The sequence below is a fragment of the Rahnella selenatireducens genome, from assembly GCF_046449555.1.
Taxonomy (GTDB): domain Bacteria; phylum Pseudomonadota; class Gammaproteobacteria; order Enterobacterales; family Enterobacteriaceae; genus Rahnella; species Rahnella selenatireducens.
In genome coordinates this window covers 25,171-41,563 of the sequence record NZ_JBKEZJ010000014.1, presented here as the reverse complement: position 1 = coordinate 41,563, position 16,393 = coordinate 25,171, and the positions used below count along the sequence as shown (strand labels likewise).

14 protein-coding genes are annotated in these 16,393 nt (G+C 53.7%); 6 read left to right on the top strand and 8 right to left on the bottom strand.

The genetic code is table 11. The annotated features are described in order from the left end of the window. Both ACLBVC_RS20065 and ugpQ read left to right on the top strand, forming a co-directional pair. Entirely contained in the window at positions 1-1,074 is a 1,074-nt protein-coding gene (locus ACLBVC_RS20065) for a sn-glycerol-3-phosphate import ATP-binding protein UgpC (RefSeq protein WP_410151101.1), read from the top strand. 2 nt (positions 1,075-1,076) lie between these two features. Further along, a complete protein-coding gene (gene ugpQ, locus ACLBVC_RS20060) occupies positions 1,077-1,817 on the top strand; it encodes a glycerophosphodiester phosphodiesterase (RefSeq protein ID WP_410151100.1) in 741 nt (246 codons plus the stop codon). A 78-nt stretch (positions 1,818-1,895) separates the two neighbouring features. Here the strand turns inward: ugpQ and ACLBVC_RS20055 are convergent, their stop codons facing one another. Beyond that, the gene (locus ACLBVC_RS20055; RefSeq protein ID WP_410151099.1) at positions 1,896-2,570 is read right to left on the bottom strand and encodes a hypothetical protein; all 675 of its coding nucleotides are present in this window, start codon (positions 2,568-2,570) and stop codon (positions 1,896-1,898) included. Between the two features lie 293 nt (positions 2,571-2,863). Further along, positions 2,864-3,181 carry a DUF2756 domain-containing protein gene (locus tag ACLBVC_RS20050; RefSeq protein ID WP_410151098.1) on the bottom strand — a complete coding sequence of 106 codons (318 nt, stop codon included), beginning with the start codon at positions 3,179-3,181 and terminating at the stop codon, positions 2,864-2,866. Positions 3,182-3,368: 187 nt separating this feature from the next. Between ACLBVC_RS20050 and ACLBVC_RS20045 the strand changes: the two genes are divergently transcribed. After that, a complete protein-coding gene (locus tag ACLBVC_RS20045) occupies positions 3,369-4,268 on the top strand; it encodes a carboxylate/amino acid/amine transporter (RefSeq protein WP_410151097.1) in 900 nt (299 codons plus the stop codon). Here the strand turns inward: ACLBVC_RS20045 and metR are convergent. Then, complete coding sequence (metR, locus tag ACLBVC_RS20040; protein WP_410151096.1) at positions 4,174-5,109, bottom strand: HTH-type transcriptional regulator MetR; 936 nt, start codon at positions 5,107-5,109, stop codon at positions 4,174-4,176. The two genes, ACLBVC_RS20045 and metR, sit on opposite strands and share 95 nt — an antisense overlap. A gap of 104 nt (positions 5,110-5,213) precedes the next feature. On the opposite strand from metR, the gene metE reads away from it, so the two are divergent. Both metE and ACLBVC_RS20030 read left to right on the top strand, forming a co-directional pair. Beyond that, positions 5,214-7,493: a 5-methyltetrahydropteroyltriglutamate--homocysteine S-methyltransferase gene (metE, locus tag ACLBVC_RS20035; RefSeq protein ID WP_410151095.1), complete on the top strand. Its 2,280-nt coding sequence runs from the start codon at positions 5,214-5,216 to the stop codon at positions 7,491-7,493. 161 nt (positions 7,494-7,654) lie between these two features. Continuing rightward, entirely contained in the window at positions 7,655-8,518 is an 864-nt protein-coding gene (locus ACLBVC_RS20030; protein WP_410151094.1) for a helix-turn-helix domain-containing protein, read from the top strand. Positions 8,519-8,536: 18 nt separating this feature from the next. Here ACLBVC_RS20030 and ACLBVC_RS20025 read toward each other — a convergent pair whose 3' ends face one another. Genes ACLBVC_RS20025 through ACLBVC_RS20005 form a run of 5 tightly spaced genes read right to left on the bottom strand, consistent with a single transcriptional unit; the run spans position 8,537 to position 13,530 of the window. Then, positions 8,537-8,881, bottom strand: a complete 345-nt coding sequence (locus tag ACLBVC_RS20025; protein ID WP_410151093.1) for a PTS fructose-like transporter subunit IIB — start codon at positions 8,879-8,881, stop codon at positions 8,537-8,539. 25 nt (positions 8,882-8,906) lie between these two features. Beyond that, a complete protein-coding gene (locus ACLBVC_RS20020; protein ID WP_410151092.1) occupies positions 8,907-9,812 on the bottom strand; it encodes a [formate-C-acetyltransferase]-activating enzyme in 906 nt (301 codons plus the stop codon). Further along, positions 9,778-12,075: a formate C-acetyltransferase gene (locus ACLBVC_RS20015; protein ID WP_410151091.1), complete on the bottom strand. Its 2,298-nt coding sequence runs from the start codon at positions 12,073-12,075 to the stop codon at positions 9,778-9,780. The genes ACLBVC_RS20020 and ACLBVC_RS20015 overlap by 35 nt, the downstream gene beginning before the upstream one ends. Positions 12,076-12,091: 16 nt before the next feature. Further along, complete coding sequence (locus tag ACLBVC_RS20010; protein ID WP_410151090.1) at positions 12,092-12,421, bottom strand: PTS fructose-like transporter subunit IIB; 330 nt, start codon at positions 12,419-12,421, stop codon at positions 12,092-12,094. A gap of 29 nt (positions 12,422-12,450) precedes the next feature. Continuing rightward, positions 12,451-13,530: a PTS fructose transporter subunit EIIC gene (locus tag ACLBVC_RS20005; RefSeq protein WP_410151089.1), complete on the bottom strand. Its 1,080-nt coding sequence runs from the start codon at positions 13,528-13,530 to the stop codon at positions 12,451-12,453. 351 nt (positions 13,531-13,881) lie between these two features. Here ACLBVC_RS20005 and ptsP point away from each other — a divergent pair, with 351 nt between their 5' ends. Then, the gene (gene ptsP, locus ACLBVC_RS20000) at positions 13,882-16,386 is read left to right on the top strand and encodes a phosphoenolpyruvate--protein phosphotransferase (RefSeq protein WP_410151088.1); all 2,505 of its coding nucleotides are present in this window, start codon (positions 13,882-13,884) and stop codon (positions 16,384-16,386) included. The last annotated feature ends 7 nt before the right edge of the window (positions 16,387-16,393 follow it).

Genomic DNA, 16,393 nt, shown 5'->3' with positions numbered 1-16,393 from the left:
ATGGCAAATTTGAAATTACAGGCAGTGACCAAGTCTTACGACGGCAAAAACCAGATTATCCAGAGCATTGATCTGGACGTCGCCGACGGTGAATTCATCGTGATGGTCGGGCCTTCCGGCTGCGGGAAATCCACGCTGCTGCGCATGGTGGCCGGGCTGGAGCGCACGACGTCCGGCGATATCTACATTAACGACCAGCGCGTCACCGATCTGGAACCGAAAGATCGCGGTATCGCGATGGTGTTCCAGAACTACGCGTTGTATCCGCACATGAGCGTGTTCGACAACATGGCGTACGGCCTGAAAATCCGCGGTTTCGGCAAGGCGCAGATCCACGCGCGTGTGGAAGAAGCGGCGCGAATTCTCGAACTCGGCCCGCTGCTGAAACGCAAACCGCGCGAGCTTTCCGGCGGCCAGCGTCAGCGCGTCGCGATGGGGCGCGCCATTGTGCGTGAACCGGCGGTTTTCCTGTTCGATGAACCGCTTTCTAACCTTGATGCCAAATTGCGCGTGCAGATGCGCCTCGAATTACAGGATTTGCACCGCCGTCTGCGTACCACCAGTTTGTATGTCACGCACGATCAGGTTGAGGCGATGACGCTGGCAGAACGCGTCATCGTGATGAACAAAGGTATCGCCGAGCAGATTGGTACGCCGTCGGAAGTTTATCGCCGTCCGGCCAGCCTTTTTGTCGCCAGCTTTATCGGTTCTCCGGCCATGAATTTACTGCCCGGTCAGCTGACCACTGACGGCACTTCGCTGGTGATGGAAGGCGGTTTTGAGCTTCCGCTGCCGGTTCCGCGCCCGGAATGGGGCGGCCGCGAACTGACGGTAGGTATTCGCCCTGAACATATTCTGCTCACGGACGAAACACAAAACGGCATTCCGATGGTGCTCAATACGCTGGAATTGCTGGGCGCAGATAATCTGGCGCATGGCAAACTGGCGGGCAGCGGCGTTGTGGTACGTTTATCGCATGAAGTATTTCCTGCTGCCGGTTCGCTGTTACGCTTGGTTTTCCCGACGAAAGCGTTACACTTTTTCGATACCAACAGCGGATTACGGATGGAATGAACATGAAAACCTGGCCTTATCCTCGCATTGTGGCGCACCGCGGTGGCGGTGCTCTGGCACCGGAAAATACGCTGGCCGCTATCGACGTAGGCGCGAAATACGGTCACACGATGATCGAATTTGACGCCAAACTGGCGGAGGGTGGGGAAATTTTCTTACTGCACGACGACACGCTGAACCGCACCAGTAATGGCTGGGGCGTGGCGGGGGAATTACCGTGGGAAAAACTCGAACGTCTCGATGCCGGTGACTGGTATGGCGCAGAGTTCAAAGGAGAAAAACTCCCGCTGCTGTCGCAGGTCGCCGAGCGTTGTGCGCGCCACAACATGATGGCAAATATTGAAATCAAACCGACGACCGGGCTGGATGAAAAAACCGGAACCGACGTCGCGCTGGCCGCCCGTGAACTGTGGAAAAATCAGGCTGTGCCGCCGCTGCTTTCTTCCTTTGAATTCGATGCACTGGTCGCCGCCAAAAAAGCCGCCCCGGAGCTTCCGCGCGGTTTACTGATCGACACGTGGCACGAAAACTGGAAAGCGCTGACCGACGAACTGGAATGCGCGTCACTGCATCTCAATCACAAACTGCTTAACGAAGAACGCGTGAAAGCAATCAAAGCCGCCGGGCTGCATATTCTGGTGTATACCGTGAATAACCCGGACCGCGCCCGCGAGTTGCTGCGCTGGGGCGTGGATTGCATCTGTACGGATAAGATTGATGTGATCGGGCCGGATTTTGAGTAAAGATTTTAAGTAAGCCGATGCTGCTAAAAAATTAAGGCGCGATAATCGCGCCTTAATTGTTTTTCCGAAACAGAATAATCAGTGTTTCAGCAGTCGCGGCAACTGGTTATCCAGCTCAAGCAGACAGGAATCCATATATTTCTCGGTAGTTTTGGTGACCAGCGCATAGTTGTTTGCATGCCAGTCGGCCAGAGGTGCTGCCACTACCGGCGGCGTACATTCCGCTATTACCCAGGCGGAGAACATATTCGCGTCTTCCGGTTTTTTGTAGAACTTAACGGTATAACGTAATTCGTAATCTGAATTAGCCGATGAAAGGTCTTTATAAACCAGCAGCCATTGTGCAGCGACAATATTCAGATTGTTTTTATACTGGTGGCCGTTGCCATTCTTCTCTAGCCAGCGGGCAATAAGCGGCTTGGCTCTTGGTGTCAGATAAGCTGAAGTTGGTTCCGGAAGGGCATCAATTTTAGTCCCCTTCAGATTTTCCTTACTGAACGTGTTTACCGCGATACCGCCCGAAAGCACTGATGTCAGTACGTTAAGCCCGACGCCCGCGGCAGTATAAGCGGGAGTCACTTCACGCAAAACTACGTCAGGTGCACGGTTATTATTTAAATCAGCCGAGGCGAAACCAGAATATAACCCGATGCTGCTGCCATTGGCGGCAGTGATTTTTTCTGTTTTAGGGGTGGAACAGGCGGATAATAATAAACTGGCGGTAACGACGGTAATCCCTATTGAAGCTTTCATCTAATAATTTCCCTTTTTATTTTATAAATCACTGTCAAAGAATTTTAAATTGATATTTCTCTTATCGAGAATAAGACATAAGGATACACAACCCTGCGTTTTAGTGGCAGAGCTTCTTTTTCCTTATCGGCCAGAGAAACTAAAAACCTTAATAATAATTTTGATCAGAAAGGGATAAACAATTTCAGGTCGTGATAGAAGAAACGTGAAATAATTTTTTGATGTAATAAAATTTGCGGGAATATTTTTTTAGAGGAAAGAGAGGCACTGCGTGCCTCTGCCGGTATTAAGAATTAAGGCGTCTGATTCAACTTCTGATTCAGCGTCTGGTTATTCTGCTGGATCTGCAAGCGCTGCTGGTTGCTCTGAATCTGGGATTTCAGCCTGAGTTGCTGCTGTTGCTGGCTGCTGCGCAAATCCTGTTCCTGCTGACGCTTTTGCATCTGCTGGTTAACCTGCTGCTGTTGCTGCATCCGTTGTTGTGACGGATTGGTCAGCAGCGGATCGTTAGGATTAGGCACTTTCTCGGCTGCGCTGGCGGCCTGTACGGCGAACAACAGCGGCAGGGCGGCGATGATTCCATGCATGAATTTCATTTGGTTATTCTCCATTTCCGGTCATTCCTTAAGTGTATGCCATCACACCAACGGGTGTGAGATTTCAGGGCACGAATCCCTCAAAGCGTGGGGATGCTCTCGTTTGCTCTATAATTGACCATATGTAAACCACCTTCACGCGCCGCGGTTACCCGCATTCCGCTACAATTGTGCATCTCTTACATTTTAGGGCTCAACTGCCGTGCCTTTACTTATTATTACCACTATTTTGTGGGCTTTTTCGTTCAGCCTGATCGGGGTTTATCTCGCCGGACAGGTCGACAGCGTCTTCGCCGTGCTGGTCCGTTTGGGTCTGGCGGCGCTGGTATTCCTGCCGTTCCTGCGCTGGAAAGGCCATCAGCTCACAACCATTTTGCTGTATATGGCGGTCGGTGCGATGCAGCTTGGCATCATGTATCTCATCAGCTTTGAAGCGTATCTGTACCTGTCGGTGCCGGAATTCCTGCTGTTTACGGTGATGACGCCGCTGTATGTGACGCTGATTTATGACCTGATCAGCGGGCGCAAAATCCGTATTGGCTACGCGTTGAGCGCGCTGCTGGCGGTGGCCGGTGCGGCGATTATCCGTTACGACCACATCAGCGAACATTTCATCATCGGCCTGTTGCTGGTGCAGGCGGCGAACATCTGTTTTGCCATCGGTCAGGTGGGATATAAACGCCTGATGGAAACCCGCCCGATGCCGCAACACACTGCGTTTTCGTGGTTCTATATCGGTGCGCTGATGTGTGCCGTCGTGGCCTGGTTCCTGTGGGGGAATCCGCAAAAACTGCCAACCACGGATCTGCAATGGGGCATTCTGGTGTGGCTGGGGATTGGCGCGTCGGGGATCGGGTATTTCATGTGGAACTACGGGGCCACGCAGGTGGACGCCGGAACGCTGGGGATTATGAACAACTTTCACGTCCCGGCCGGGCTGCTGGTCAATCTGGCGATCTGGCAACAGCAGCCTCATTGGCCGAGTTTTATTATCGGCGCTGCGGTGATTATGTCCTCACTGTGGGTACACCGGCGTTGGGTCGTGCCGCATCGCGAACAAACGGCAGATGATCGCACGCGTGCTGCCGCGCCGAACGAATAAACGCTTCGGTCACCGGCTGACGCTGCTCGCCGTCGCGCACGGCGGCGAACAGACGGCTCCATAAACCTTCACCCAGGGTTTTGGTCACGACCAGACCCTGGCGCTCAAAACTCTCCACCACCCAGTGCGGTAACGCCGCAATTCCCATTCTCGCCGACACCATCTGAATCAATAACAATGTGTTATCAACGCTTTTCAGCGATGGGCTGACGCCTGCCGGTTGCAGAAAATGCCGCCAGATATCCAGACGCTGACGCTGAACCGGATAAATCATCAGGGTTTCCGTACTCAGATCTTCCGGCGTAATCACGGTTTTAGCCGCCAGCGGATGATCCGGGGCCAGCACCAGACGGACTTCGTAATCGAACATCGGGGAATAATGCAAACCGCTGCGCGGCAGAATATCGGAGGTCAGCACGATATCCAGCTCGCCCTGTTGCAGCGCGGGTTGCGGGTCAAACGTCACGCCGGATTTGAAATCCATCACCACCTGCGGCCAGGTCTGGTGGAAGTTATCCAGCGCGGGCGTCAGCCACTGAATACAGCTGTGACATTCAATCGCAATACGCAGTGAAGTCTGGTGCGGCTCATTGCACGCCTGTAGCGCCTGCTGGATTTGCGGCAGCACCTGTTCTGCCAGATTCAGCATGATTTCGCCCTGTGGCGTAAACCGCAGCGGCTGGCTTTTCCGCACGAACAACCTGAAACCCAGCCGTTGCTCAAGGTCGCTGAACTGGTGCGACAGGGCCGATTGTGTCTGATGAAGCTGCGAGGCGGCGGCGGCCAGTGACCCGGTGTTGCGCAGTGCTTGCAACGTTCGCAGGTGTTTCAGTTCGATCATGAGAGTCCTTCACTGTGACATGAATAATTTGCGCTTGTGGAATATACAGTACCTGCGGATTATGGATGTGTAAACATCTGGACGGCTAAACAGGAATTAAAAAGATGACGATACTGAATCACACTCTGGGTTTTCCACGCGTTGGTCTGCGTCGTGAACTTAAAAAAGCACAAGAAAGCTACTGGGCAGGTCACTCCACTCAGGAAGAACTGCTGGCAACCGGACGTGAACTGCGCGCCCGTCACTGGAAACAACAAACTGAAGCAGGCGTGGATCAGGTGCCGGTGGGCGATTTTGCCTGGTACGATCACGTTCTGACCACCAGCCTACTGCTGGGCAACGTGCCAGCACGTCACCAGAATGCCGACGGTTCTGTCGATCTCGATACCTTATTCCGTCTTGGCCGTGGCCGCGCACCGACCGGTAAACCGGCTGCCGCTGCGGAAATGACCAAATGGTTTAACACCAATTATCACTACATGGTGCCGGAGTTTGTGAAGGGTCAGAAATTCAAACTGACCTGGACACAGCTGCTGGAAGAAGTGGATGAAGCACTGGCGCTCGGCCACAAAGTGAAACCTGTCCTGCTCGGACCGCTGACTTACCTGTGGCTCGGCAAAGTGAAAGGCGAGCAATTTGACCGCCTTTCACTGCTCAACGACATTCTTCCGGTTTACCAGCAGGTGCTGGCTGAACTGGCCAAACGTAACATCGAATGGGTGCAGATTGATGAACCTGCACTGGTTCTGGAATTGCCGCAGGAATGGCTGGATGCATACAAACCGGCTTACACCGCGCTGCAACAAAGCCAAATCAAACTGTTGCTGACGACTTATTTCGACAGCGTCGGCCACAACCTCGACACTATCCGCCAACTGCCGGTTCAGGGTCTGCACATTGATGCGGTTGCTGGTCGCGACGACCTGCAAACCGTCATTAACGCGCTGCCAAAAGACTGGCTGATTTCTCTGGGCGTGATTAATGGCCGTAACGTCTGGCGTGCGGATCTGAGCACCTGGTTTGACCGCCTGAAGCCGCTGATTGAGGGCCGTAATGTCTGGATCGGCAGCTCATGTTCGCTTCTGCACAGCCCGATCGACTTAAGCGTTGAAAGCCGTCTGGATGAAGAAGTGAAAAGCTGGTTCGCCTTTGCCCTGCAAAAATGCGCCGAGCTGTCATTGCTGACCTCAGCACTGAACAACCCGACTGCAGAAGCACAGCAAAAACTGGCGGAATACAGCGCGCCAATCCGCGCCCGCCGCGAATCTGCGCGTGTTCATAACCCGGCCGTCGGCAAACGTGTTGCTGCGATTTCGGCGGCGGACATTGAACGTCCAAACGTTTACACGGCGCGTGCCGTTGCACAGCGTGCCCGCTTTAATCTGCCTGCATGGCCGACGACCACAATCGGTTCGTTCCCGCAAACTACTGAAATTCGGGGCCTGCGTCTGGACTTCAAACAAGGTCGTCTGGACAACAACAAATATCGCACCGGCATCAGCGAACACATCCGCCAGGCTATTAAGGAACAGGAGCGTCTGGACATTGACGTACTGGTTCACGGCGAAGCTGAACGTAACGACATGGTGGAATATTTCGGTGAGCATCTGGACGGTTTTGTATTCACGCAAAACGGCTGGGTGCAGAGCTACGGTTCCCGCTGCGTCAAACCACCGGTGATCATCGGCGACGTCAGCCGCCCGGAAGCGATCACCGTTGAGTGGGCGAAATATGCACAATCGCTGACCGAAAAACCGGTGAAAGGCATGCTGACCGGCCCGCTGACGATTCTCTGCTGGTCGTTCCCGCGTGAAGATGTCAGCCGTGAAACCATCGCGAAGCAAATCGGTCTGGCGCTGCGCGACGAAGTGGAAGATCTGGAAAAAGCCGGTATCGGCATCATCCAGATTGACGAACCGGCACTGCGCGAAGGCCTGCCGCTACGCCGCTCAGAATGGAAGGCGTACCTGCGCTGGGCAGTTGATGCCTTCAAACTGAATGCCGCAATTGCCAGTGATGACACGCAGATCCACACCCACATGTGTTACTGCGAATTCAACGACATCATGGATTCTATTGCCGCGCTGGATGCCGACGTCATCACCATCGAGACCTCGCGTTCCGATATGGATCTGCTGGAGTCATTCAAAGACTTCGAATATCCGAATGAAATCGGGCCGGGCGTTTACGACATTCACTCACCGAACGTGCCAAGTGTGGAATGGATTGAAGATTTACTGCGCAAAGCGGCAGATCGTATCCCGGCAGAGCGCCTGTGGGTAAACCCGGATTGTGGCCTGAAAACCCGCGGCTGGCCGGAAACCCGCGAATCGCTGGAAAACATGGTGAAAGCCGCCAAGCGTCTGCGCGCAGAAAATCTCTGATGATGTTGTGTTGTTGCTGAAACGTTTTGGGGCACGGTGCCCCTTTTTTTATGTTCGTTTCAGCGGTTTTCCCGGCACTCCTCGCAAATTTGTGACTTCCTTTTCTGTCCGCGCGGCAGGTTAGTTATGATGGCGTGATTCCGCTGACAGGTAATCTGAACATGACGCACCCTCTTTTTTCCGTTTTATCTCCGGTACTTGAACACCCTGAAGGGATCCGGCAGGTCTTTTTTGCCGGTGCCCAGCATCCGGTGCCGGAGCTGGCGTATCAGGTAGTTTTTCCCCGTCTGGAACTCATCCTTGAAGGGGAGCAGGTGATGGAATGTGAAAATGAGCAGGGCGTGAATCAGGTTGTGCGGATGCAGGCGGGGGATGTGTTATTCGTGCCTGCAAAAGGCTGGAATAACCCGCTGTGGCAAAAGCCGGTTTGTACGCTGAGCCTGTTATTTGGCAAACAACAGCTGGGTTTCAGCCTGCTCGGCTGGGACGGAAAGCAGTTTGATTCACGAGAAAAAGGCAATACCGGCAGGCGCGGGCCGCGCGTAGGGGCTTTTATGTTGCAGGCGCTCAATGAACTGGCATGGCACCGGTCGGATCAGCTGACGGCACGCTTCCTGGTAAAAGGCTTACTGAGCCACGCGCTGGATTTATTCAGTTCCTCTGCGCATACCGCCTCACGCAGTCAGGCGCTCTTCGGCGCGATACGCCAGCATATCGAAGATCATTACCGCGAACCGCTCACGCGGGATTCGGTCGCCAAAGCGTTTTATATTTCACCGAATTATCTGTCACATTTGTTTCAAAAAAGCGGCGGGATTGGGCTGAACGAATACCTGAACTATGTGCGGCTGGAGCAGGCAAAAAATCTGCTGAAAGGGTATGACATGAAAGTGAAAGAAGTCGCCCATGCCTGCGGGTATATCGACAGCAACTATTTTTGCCGCCAGTTTAAGAAAAACACCGAACGTTCCCCTTCTGAATACCGCCGCCAGTATCGCAGCCAGTTTGAGAGTCTGGAGCCGTAAACGCGCTGACGGCCACTATTATGCGAGAACGATGTGCGTACCCTGCGGAGATGCGGCGATCTTTTTCACGGCGGCCATGACTTTATCCGGGGTGCGCAAAAAAGTGTGAATACCTGTCTGTACGCATCGGCTGTGAGTAAAACGGTCACTGTTTTCCAGCTGGATCTCCGTGATAAGCAAAACGATATCCGCCTGAGCAATATCGCTTTCCGAAAGTACGTTCTCGACACCCAGCGCGCCCTGCGTCTCTACTTTCACCTGCCATTTTTCCTGCAAGCACAGCTTTTCAAGGCGTTCCGCCGCCATATACGTGTGTGCGACACCGCTGATGCAGGCCGTGACTCCGACCAGTTTTAATGACATTTGCCGCTCCCCGTAGCTGGAAATTTTACCCACCCATCGTCACGGTATACCCATCGCTTTCAGCCATCGCACGCAATGGTGCAAGTGCGACGGCATCCGGCACCGGTGTTTTGTGCATCGAATAGTTTTTCCCTAATAAAGGATATTTTGCTTCCCCGTATTTGTGGAAGGGTAACAGATGGATTTCATTTAAGTTGAAGGGTTTAAGGAAATCCAGAATCTGACGCAGGTTTTCCTGTGTCAGCGTGTAGCCGGGGATCAGGGGAACGCGCGGAAGTATTTTCACATTGCGTTGGGTCAGTGCCTGAAAATTCTCCAGTACCCGGTGCTGATTCATGTTGAGCAGGTTGCGGGCCCGCGTGGCGTTCATGATTTTGAAATCAAATAAAACCTGATCGCAGTGATCAACCACCGAAAGTAAATGATCCCGCGGGACATCGCCTGCGGTTTCGATGGCTGTGTGGATCCCAAGGCCCTGTAATTCTTTCAACAACGCGCGTGCAAAAACCGGCTGCATCAACACTTCGCCACCGGAAAGTGTGATGCCGCCGCCGGATGACCGGAAAAAAACTTCATCCTTGAGCAGACGGGACATCAGCGCTGACAGCGTAATGTCTTCGCCTACATATTCCAGCGCCCCGCTCGGGCATTCCTGCGGATCCTGCAAACAGGTCCGGCAGTTCAGGCATTTCGCCTGACGTTTGATGGTCTGGATCCGGGGCGACATGGATTCCGGGTTGGCGCACCAGGGGCAGCGGTGCGGGCAACCTTTGAAGAAAACCATCGTGCGGATCCCCTGACCGTCATTGAGAGAAAAACGCTGAATATTAAAGATGCGTCCCATCAGGGATTTTTCAGCGGTTTCACAAGCTCCGTTGACCGTGGGGATCCGCAGGTCAGAGCTGGTGCGCGGTGCGGCCGATAATGTCATCCTGAATCTCCTTTGACAGTTCGACAAAGAACGCGCTGTATCCGGCGACCCTGACCACTAATCCAGCGAAATCCTGCGGACGCCTTTGCGCTTCGCGAAGCTGTTCTGCATTCACCACGTTGAACTGAACATGCTGTAATTTCAGCCGGGTGAAGGCGCCGAGAAAATCAGCCAGCTTATTCAGACCCTGTAAACCTTCCAGCGTTGATGGCGTAAATTTCACGTTCAGCAGCGTACCGTTTGAGAGCAGTGTGTTGTCGAGCTTGCTGACGGATTTCAGTACCGCGGTTGGCCCCTGATGATCCTGCCCGAGCATCGGCGAAAGGCCGCCGTCGGCCAGTTGCTCGCCCGCAAAGCGCCCGTCCGGCGTCGCACCGACGACTGCGCCGAGCGGGACGTGAGCGGAAACGGTATATGACCCCGGCGTAAACTGACCGCCGCGCGGGTTGCGGTACTGTTCGACTTCTTTGCAATAAAAACGCAGCAAGTCGGCGCTTATCAGGTCAACTTCATCGACGTCGTTGCCGTACTTCTCGAAGCGGTTGATCAGTCGGGCGCGGATCGCGCGGCCTTCTTCGCTGGCGAAGTTCTCTTTCAGCGAGGCGATCAGTTCATCAAAGCTCAGGCGTTGCTGATCAAACACCAGTCCTTTCAGCGCATGCAGTGAGTCACTGAGGTTTGCGATGCCGATGCCCTGAACGCCGGAAAAATTATAGCGCGCGCCACCGGCAGTAATGTCTTTCCCGCTTTTCAGACAGCCTTCAATGAAAGACGACAGCAACGGAACCGGTGCCCAGTCGCGGTGGCCGATATCGCAGATATTGCTGCCCTGCGCCATCAGTTTCACGTAGTGGCTGATTTTCTGGCGGATCTGTTCCACCAGCTCAGTATAGTTAATCGCAGAATTTCCTTCGTTTTCATGCAGCGTTAACTCCATGACTTTCAGCAGGTTGAACATCGCGATGTCATGCAGCCCGTACGTTTTCCCTGGGATAGACAATTCGACGCAGCCGACGACCGCATAATCCCTGGCATCTTCCAGGCTCACGCCACGGTTCAGGAAGGCCGGAACCACCACTTCATCGTTGAAGATTTGCGGAATGCCGGTGCCGAGACGAATAGTTTCGGCTGTTTTCAGCAGGAAAGGGCGGTCGATCAGTTCGTTCATCCGCACGCCGAGATTGGGCTGCGGCAGGCAGATGCCCTGATAAGCGTCCAGACACAGGAATGACAACACGTTGACCGCGCTGCGCCCCGTTTCGGTTAAACCGCCGAGTAAAATCGTATAACCCGTTGGGAAACCGGCGAAATATCGGGCGCTCGACGTCGAACGTAACAGCACGATGTCATTGCATTTCACCCACAGGCTTTCCAGCAGCTCTTTCAAAAACTCCGGCTGTTGGCCGTGTGAAAGAGAATGCTGGTAGAACGGCAGCATGTACTGATCGAAGCGTCCGAGCGACAGCGAACTGGCGTTGGATTCGTACTGCAAAATAATATTCATGTACCAGAACAGTTGGCATGCCTGATAGAAATCCTGTGGCTTCTTACCGGAAATATGCGCAGAGATGGCGGCAATGCGTTCCAGTTCCTGTTTTCTTCCGACGTCTTTGCATTCACCGGCCATCTGCGTCGCCAGCGCGGCATAACGCAGAATGTGGCGCTGAGCAGCCTGCAGGAGAATCAGTGCCGCCTGATAAAACGTATTCTCCGGCTCCTGCTCAACGTGCTGTTGTAACTCAGACACCAGATCATCCAGCCCTGAATTCAGCAAGCGCGGGTAATCAATAATGATGTGCCCCTGGCCTTTGTCGGTCTGGTTGATACTGAAAATCTGTGTTTTGGTCGCTGCCTTAACGTCTTCCGGCATTTGCTGGTTAATGAAATCTTTCATTGAGCGGGATTCCCAGTAAGGGAAAAGCTGCTCGCGGTAAACCTGTTTATCCTGCTCTGAAATGTTGAAACGATCCTGAGGACGGCTTGCGAAAGCATCCAGTTCTTTCATCAACCAGTAAGGATCCATTTCTGGTGAGACGATTCCCGCCCGAGGTTTTACCGTACGATTGCCAGCGATCAGTTCGTCTTCACGCAGGGAAATTTCAACGTTGTCCAGAATGTAAGCCGTTGCTTTAGCGCGGCGCAGCAGCGTGCATTCGCCTTCGGTGCTCCGATGGCTTTCGGTATATAGCAGGGCACGTTCCAGCGAAATTTCACGCGGACTGGCGAAGAGTGCGGCTTTCAGACGTTCGATGCGGGAAGTCATCTTATTCTCCTTGTAATTAATCCGCGGCCGCCGTGCTGCCGAGGTGTGCCGCGATTTTTTCCATAATGGCGTCAGCGCGTTTCACGGCGTCACTGATTGCCACGCGAACCACCACTTTGCCTTTAAAGCGTTCTTCAAATTTGATGCCAATGTCTTTGGTAAGGATCACCATGTCGGCGGCGACGACATCCTCCACGGTCAGTTCATTTTCCAGGCCAATAGAACCCTGAGTTTCGACTTTGCATTCCCAGCCTTTGGCTTTAGCCGCACGTTCAATCGCTTCGGCGGCCATATAGGTGTGAGCGACGCCGGACGGGCAGGCAGTGACAGCAATAATTTTGGTCATGATTTTCACCTTTAGTTTTACGTCTGAGGTCAGTTAATTTCGAAGTCCAGATCCAGGTCTGATTCCTGATGCTTTTTAGCCGACTGCTTTTTGGCAGCCAGATACTTCAGTACGTTGACGCACACGGCGGTCACAACCATGCCGACCAGCAGGGCTGCGATATAACCGAGTTTTCCCTCTACGACGGGCAGAACAATCAGCCCGCCCCAGCCGGCATAGCATTCGGCGCCCAGCAGCGCAGCGGTCACCGCCGCACAGGCGGAGCCCACCATAATGGAAGGAATAACGCGCAGCGGGTCGGCAGCGGCGAAAGGGATTGCGCCTTCAGTGACGCCGACGCATCCCATCAGCAGGGCGGCTTTTCCGGCTTCGCGTTCTTCAGTGGAATAGTATTTGCGGCCAATCAGCGTGGCGAAACCCAACCCCAGCGGTGGTGTGGCGATCGCGACGGCGGCAATTGCGACGACGGTATAAACGCCCTGCGCCACGCAAATCAGCATAAAGGCATAGGCGACTTTATTGACCGGCCCGCCCATATCGAAGGCCAGCATCAGCCCCATAATGATCGCGAGCACGACAATGCTGCCCTGCTGCATACCTTGCAGCCAGTGGGTCAGCGAGGAAGTCAGCAGCCCGACCGGTTCGCCCAGCCCCCACATCATGATGCCCGCCGTCAGTAAGGTACCGATAATCGGGATCACAAAGATCGGCATCACGGAACGCAGGATCTTCGGCACCGGGATTTTCTTGAGATAGAAAACGATGATCCCCCCGAGAAGACCGGCGATTATCGCGCCGAAGAAGCCCGCACCAAAGGAAGCGCCGACCCAGGCACCGATGGCTGAAGGCGCGAGCGCAGAGCGGTCGGAAATGGAATAACCGATGTAAGCCGCCAGGAAAGGCACCATCAGCGTCAGACCGGCGACACCAATATCAAAGAGTTTTTTCAGATTCGGATCGGTCGCTGCGTCAGGCATGGCACCTTTGCCGTAAAGCATGACGGAGACCGCCAGCAGAATGCCGCCCGCGACCACAAAAGGGATCATATGGGATACGCCAGTCATCAGGTGCTGACGGGTATTTTTTAGAATATTAAGCAATTCTTTCATGGCGGGCTCCGGTGTCGGGCGAAAATAACGGAACGTCCTTTTCAGCAAAACCTCGGAAGCTGAAAGGATATTGACGACCACAATAGGCCGTCGTCATGGGCGCTAATAGTGGACAAATTTGTGTTTTACTGGACTTTTGTAAGCTCAGTTCAAAAATGCGAGCAGGTTCAAATAACCCGAGTCGACGGGAGGTTTTAACGTCAGAACGCAGTGTGAGCTGCCTCGCAAAAAGCGACGTACATTACATTTGTCCAGTGTTTGTCATTTTTGTCTGGTAGCAAGTTGGTCCGCGAGACTCTTATTCTGCAATGAGCCGGTTTATCCGCCGGAATTTGGGATGAGGATTCAGAAATGACCAAGAAGTTGAGCTTCACCTGCGTACTGGTAAATGGTGTTCATGCCCGTCCGGCCAGCCATATTGAAACTCTATGCAATGGATTTGATTCTGCTTTTCACTGGCACAATGCCCGTTCTGACCGCAAAGCCGATGGCAAAAGTGTTTTGTCGCTGATTGGCGCGGATATTTTGCTGGGTGATAAATGCCATGTCACCGTGGAAGGGGAAGACGAAGAAGCGGCGTATGCCGCGCTGGTGCATTTTATTGAATACCAGTTTCCGCTGTGTGATGAAGCCCTGCCTGAGCATGATGATCAGGTGGAGCGGGAACCTCTTCCTGAATCCCTGGCACATCTTTCCCCGCTGATTTTTCGCGCCCGTTCTGTTAGTGAAGGTTGTACGCTGGGGAAACTGATCAGCCTTGCCCGCGTGAATCTGGCGACGCTGACGGATTTACCTGAGCCGCAAGGCACGGATAAAGAACAAAGTTTGCTTTCTTACGGGCTGGCGGCCCTGGAGAAATCCATCGAACTTCAGCTGATGGCAGGGAATGGCACGGTAACCGCCGTGCTGGAAGCGCACCGTTCTTTGCTGCGCGATAACAGCCTGCGTGACGCGCTGCATAAGCATGTTATGGAAGGGAAAAGTTGTGCACAAAGCATTGTGGAAACCGCCCTGCATTTCAGCGAGCAGCTTGCGCAATCTTCCAGTGCGTATTTGCGTGAACGCGAACTGGACATTCGTGACGTCAGCTTCCAGCTGTTGCAGCAAATCTATGGCGAGGATTGTTTTGCGTCCCAGCAAAAACTGAGTGAAGCGAGCATTTGTCTGGCGGATGAACTGACGCCAAGCCAGTTTCTCGAACTGGATAAACAACACCTTAAAGGATTACTGCTCGGCAGCGGTGGCAGCACATCGCACACGGTGATCCTCGCGAGGTCTTTCAATATTCCCACGCTGGTTGGGGTCGATCCGCAGCCATTACAGGCATATCTGCGGCAGGATGTGCAGATTGACGGCGATCTTGGGCTGGTGGCTTGTGCGCTCAGTGAGCCGGTTAGGCGCTATTACCGTCAGGAAGAACGTGTCCGTCAGACATTGCGGCAGCAGCAGAGTGCCTATCTTGATAAACCGGGTTACACCGCCGACGGCGTGCGCCTGGAGGTCGCGGCGAATATCGCGCATTCGGTCGAAGCCGACGCGGCGTTCAGTAACGGTGCCGAAGCGGTAGGGCTGTTCCGGACGGAAATGCTCTATATGGATCGCGCGAGCGCGCCTTCTGAGGATGAGCTGTACAACATTTATTGTCAGGCAACGGAAGCAGCAAAAGGCAAAACCATTATTATCCGCACGATGGATATTGGCGGCGATAAGCCGGTTAATTACCTGAATATTCCGGCTGAAAACAACCCTTTCCTGGGCTACCGCGCTGTCCGTATTTATCAGGAGTTCCTGCCTTTATTCCTCACGCAGTTACGCTCTATTTTGCGTGCTTCCGCACACGGCCCGCTGAAAATCATGATCCCGATGATTTCCTCCATGGAAGAAATTTTATGGGTGAAAGACCGGCTGGCGGAGGCCAAACAGTCTCTGCGCAATGAACAGATTCCGTTTGATGAAAAAATCCCGTTCGGGATCATGCTGGAAGTCCCGTCGGTGATGTTCATCATCGATCAGTGCTGCGAAGAGATTGATTTCTTTAGTATCGGCAGCAATGACCTTACGCAGTACCTGCTTGCTGTCGACCGCGATAACGCCAAAGTTACCCGTCATTACAACAGCCTGAATCCGGCATTCCTGCGCGGTCTTGATCACGTCGTACGCGAAGTGCATCGCCACGGAAAATGGATTGGCTTATGCGGGGAACTGGGCGCAAAAGGTTCCGTATTGCCGCTGCTGGTCGGCCTCGGGCTGGATGAAATCAGCATGAGTGCGCCGTCGGTGCCGGTGACGAAAGCGCGGCTGGCAAAACTCGACAGCCGGGAATGCCGTCAGTTGCTCAACCGTGCCATGCAAGGCCGCACGTCGCTTGAGGTTGAACATTTGCTGGCGCAGTTCCGTATGGCTGTGAACGATGCACCGCTGATCACCACAGAATGCGTGGCGCTCAATGCGGACTGGCGCAGCAAAGAGGAAGTCATAAAAGGCATGGTCGATAACCTGATGCTGGCCGGACGTTGTCGTTATCCGCGAAAACTGGCAGCAGATGTGTGGGCTCGTGAAGCCGTATTTTCGACCGGACTGGGTTTCGGTTTTGCTATCCCGCATACTAAATCAGAACACATTGAACAATCGACGATCAGCGTCGCGAAGTTGCCTGAACCGGTACAGTGGGGCGATGAAGAAGCGCAGTTTGTCATCATGCTGACCCTCAATAAGCACGCGGCAGGCGATCAGCATATGCGGATTTTCTCAAAGCTGGCGCGCCGGATCATGCATGACAGTTTCCGGGATGCACTGATGAATTCGACCACGGCGGCGCAGATTGAAACGCTGCTGAAACAAGAGCTTGAACTCTGACAGGAGA

What these genes read in the sequence shown, in the direction of transcription:
- metR (WP_410151096.1), bottom strand. Translation starts at nt 5,109, where the DNA reads ATGATCGAACTGAAACACCTGCGAACGTTGCAAGCACTGCGCAACACC.
- ACLBVC_RS20025 (WP_410151093.1), bottom strand. Translation starts at nt 8,881, where the DNA reads ATGTCATTAAAACTGGTCGGAGTCACGGCCTGCATCAGCGGTGTCGCA.
- ACLBVC_RS20005 (WP_410151089.1), bottom strand. Translation starts at nt 13,530, where the DNA reads ATGAAAGAATTGCTTAATATTCTAAAAAATACCCGTCAGCACCTGATG.
- ptsP (WP_410151088.1), top strand. Translation starts at nt 13,882, where the DNA reads ATGACCAAGAAGTTGAGCTTCACCTGCGTACTGGTAAATGGTGTTCAT.
- ACLBVC_RS20030 (WP_410151094.1), top strand. Translation starts at nt 7,655, where the DNA reads ATGACGCACCCTCTTTTTTCCGTTTTATCTCCGGTACTTGAACACCCT.
- metE (WP_410151095.1), top strand. Translation starts at nt 5,214, where the DNA reads ATGACGATACTGAATCACACTCTGGGTTTTCCACGCGTTGGTCTGCGT.
- ACLBVC_RS20065 (WP_410151101.1), top strand. Translation starts at nt 1, where the DNA reads ATGGCAAATTTGAAATTACAGGCAGTGACCAAGTCTTACGACGGCAAA.
- ACLBVC_RS20010 (WP_410151090.1), bottom strand. Translation starts at nt 12,421, where the DNA reads ATGACCAAAATTATTGCTGTCACTGCCTGCCCGTCCGGCGTCGCTCAC.
- ACLBVC_RS20015 (WP_410151091.1), bottom strand. Translation starts at nt 12,075, where the DNA reads ATGACTTCCCGCATCGAACGTCTGAAAGCCGCACTCTTCGCCAGTCCG.
- ACLBVC_RS20050 (WP_410151098.1), bottom strand. Translation starts at nt 3,181, where the DNA reads ATGGAGAATAACCAAATGAAATTCATGCATGGAATCATCGCCGCCCTG.
- ACLBVC_RS20020 (WP_410151092.1), bottom strand. Translation starts at nt 9,812, where the DNA reads ATGACATTATCGGCCGCACCGCGCACCAGCTCTGACCTGCGGATCCCC.
- ACLBVC_RS20055 (WP_410151099.1), bottom strand. Translation starts at nt 2,570, where the DNA reads ATGAAAGCTTCAATAGGGATTACCGTCGTTACCGCCAGTTTATTATTA.
- ugpQ (WP_410151100.1), top strand. Translation starts at nt 1,077, where the DNA reads ATGAAAACCTGGCCTTATCCTCGCATTGTGGCGCACCGCGGTGGCGGT.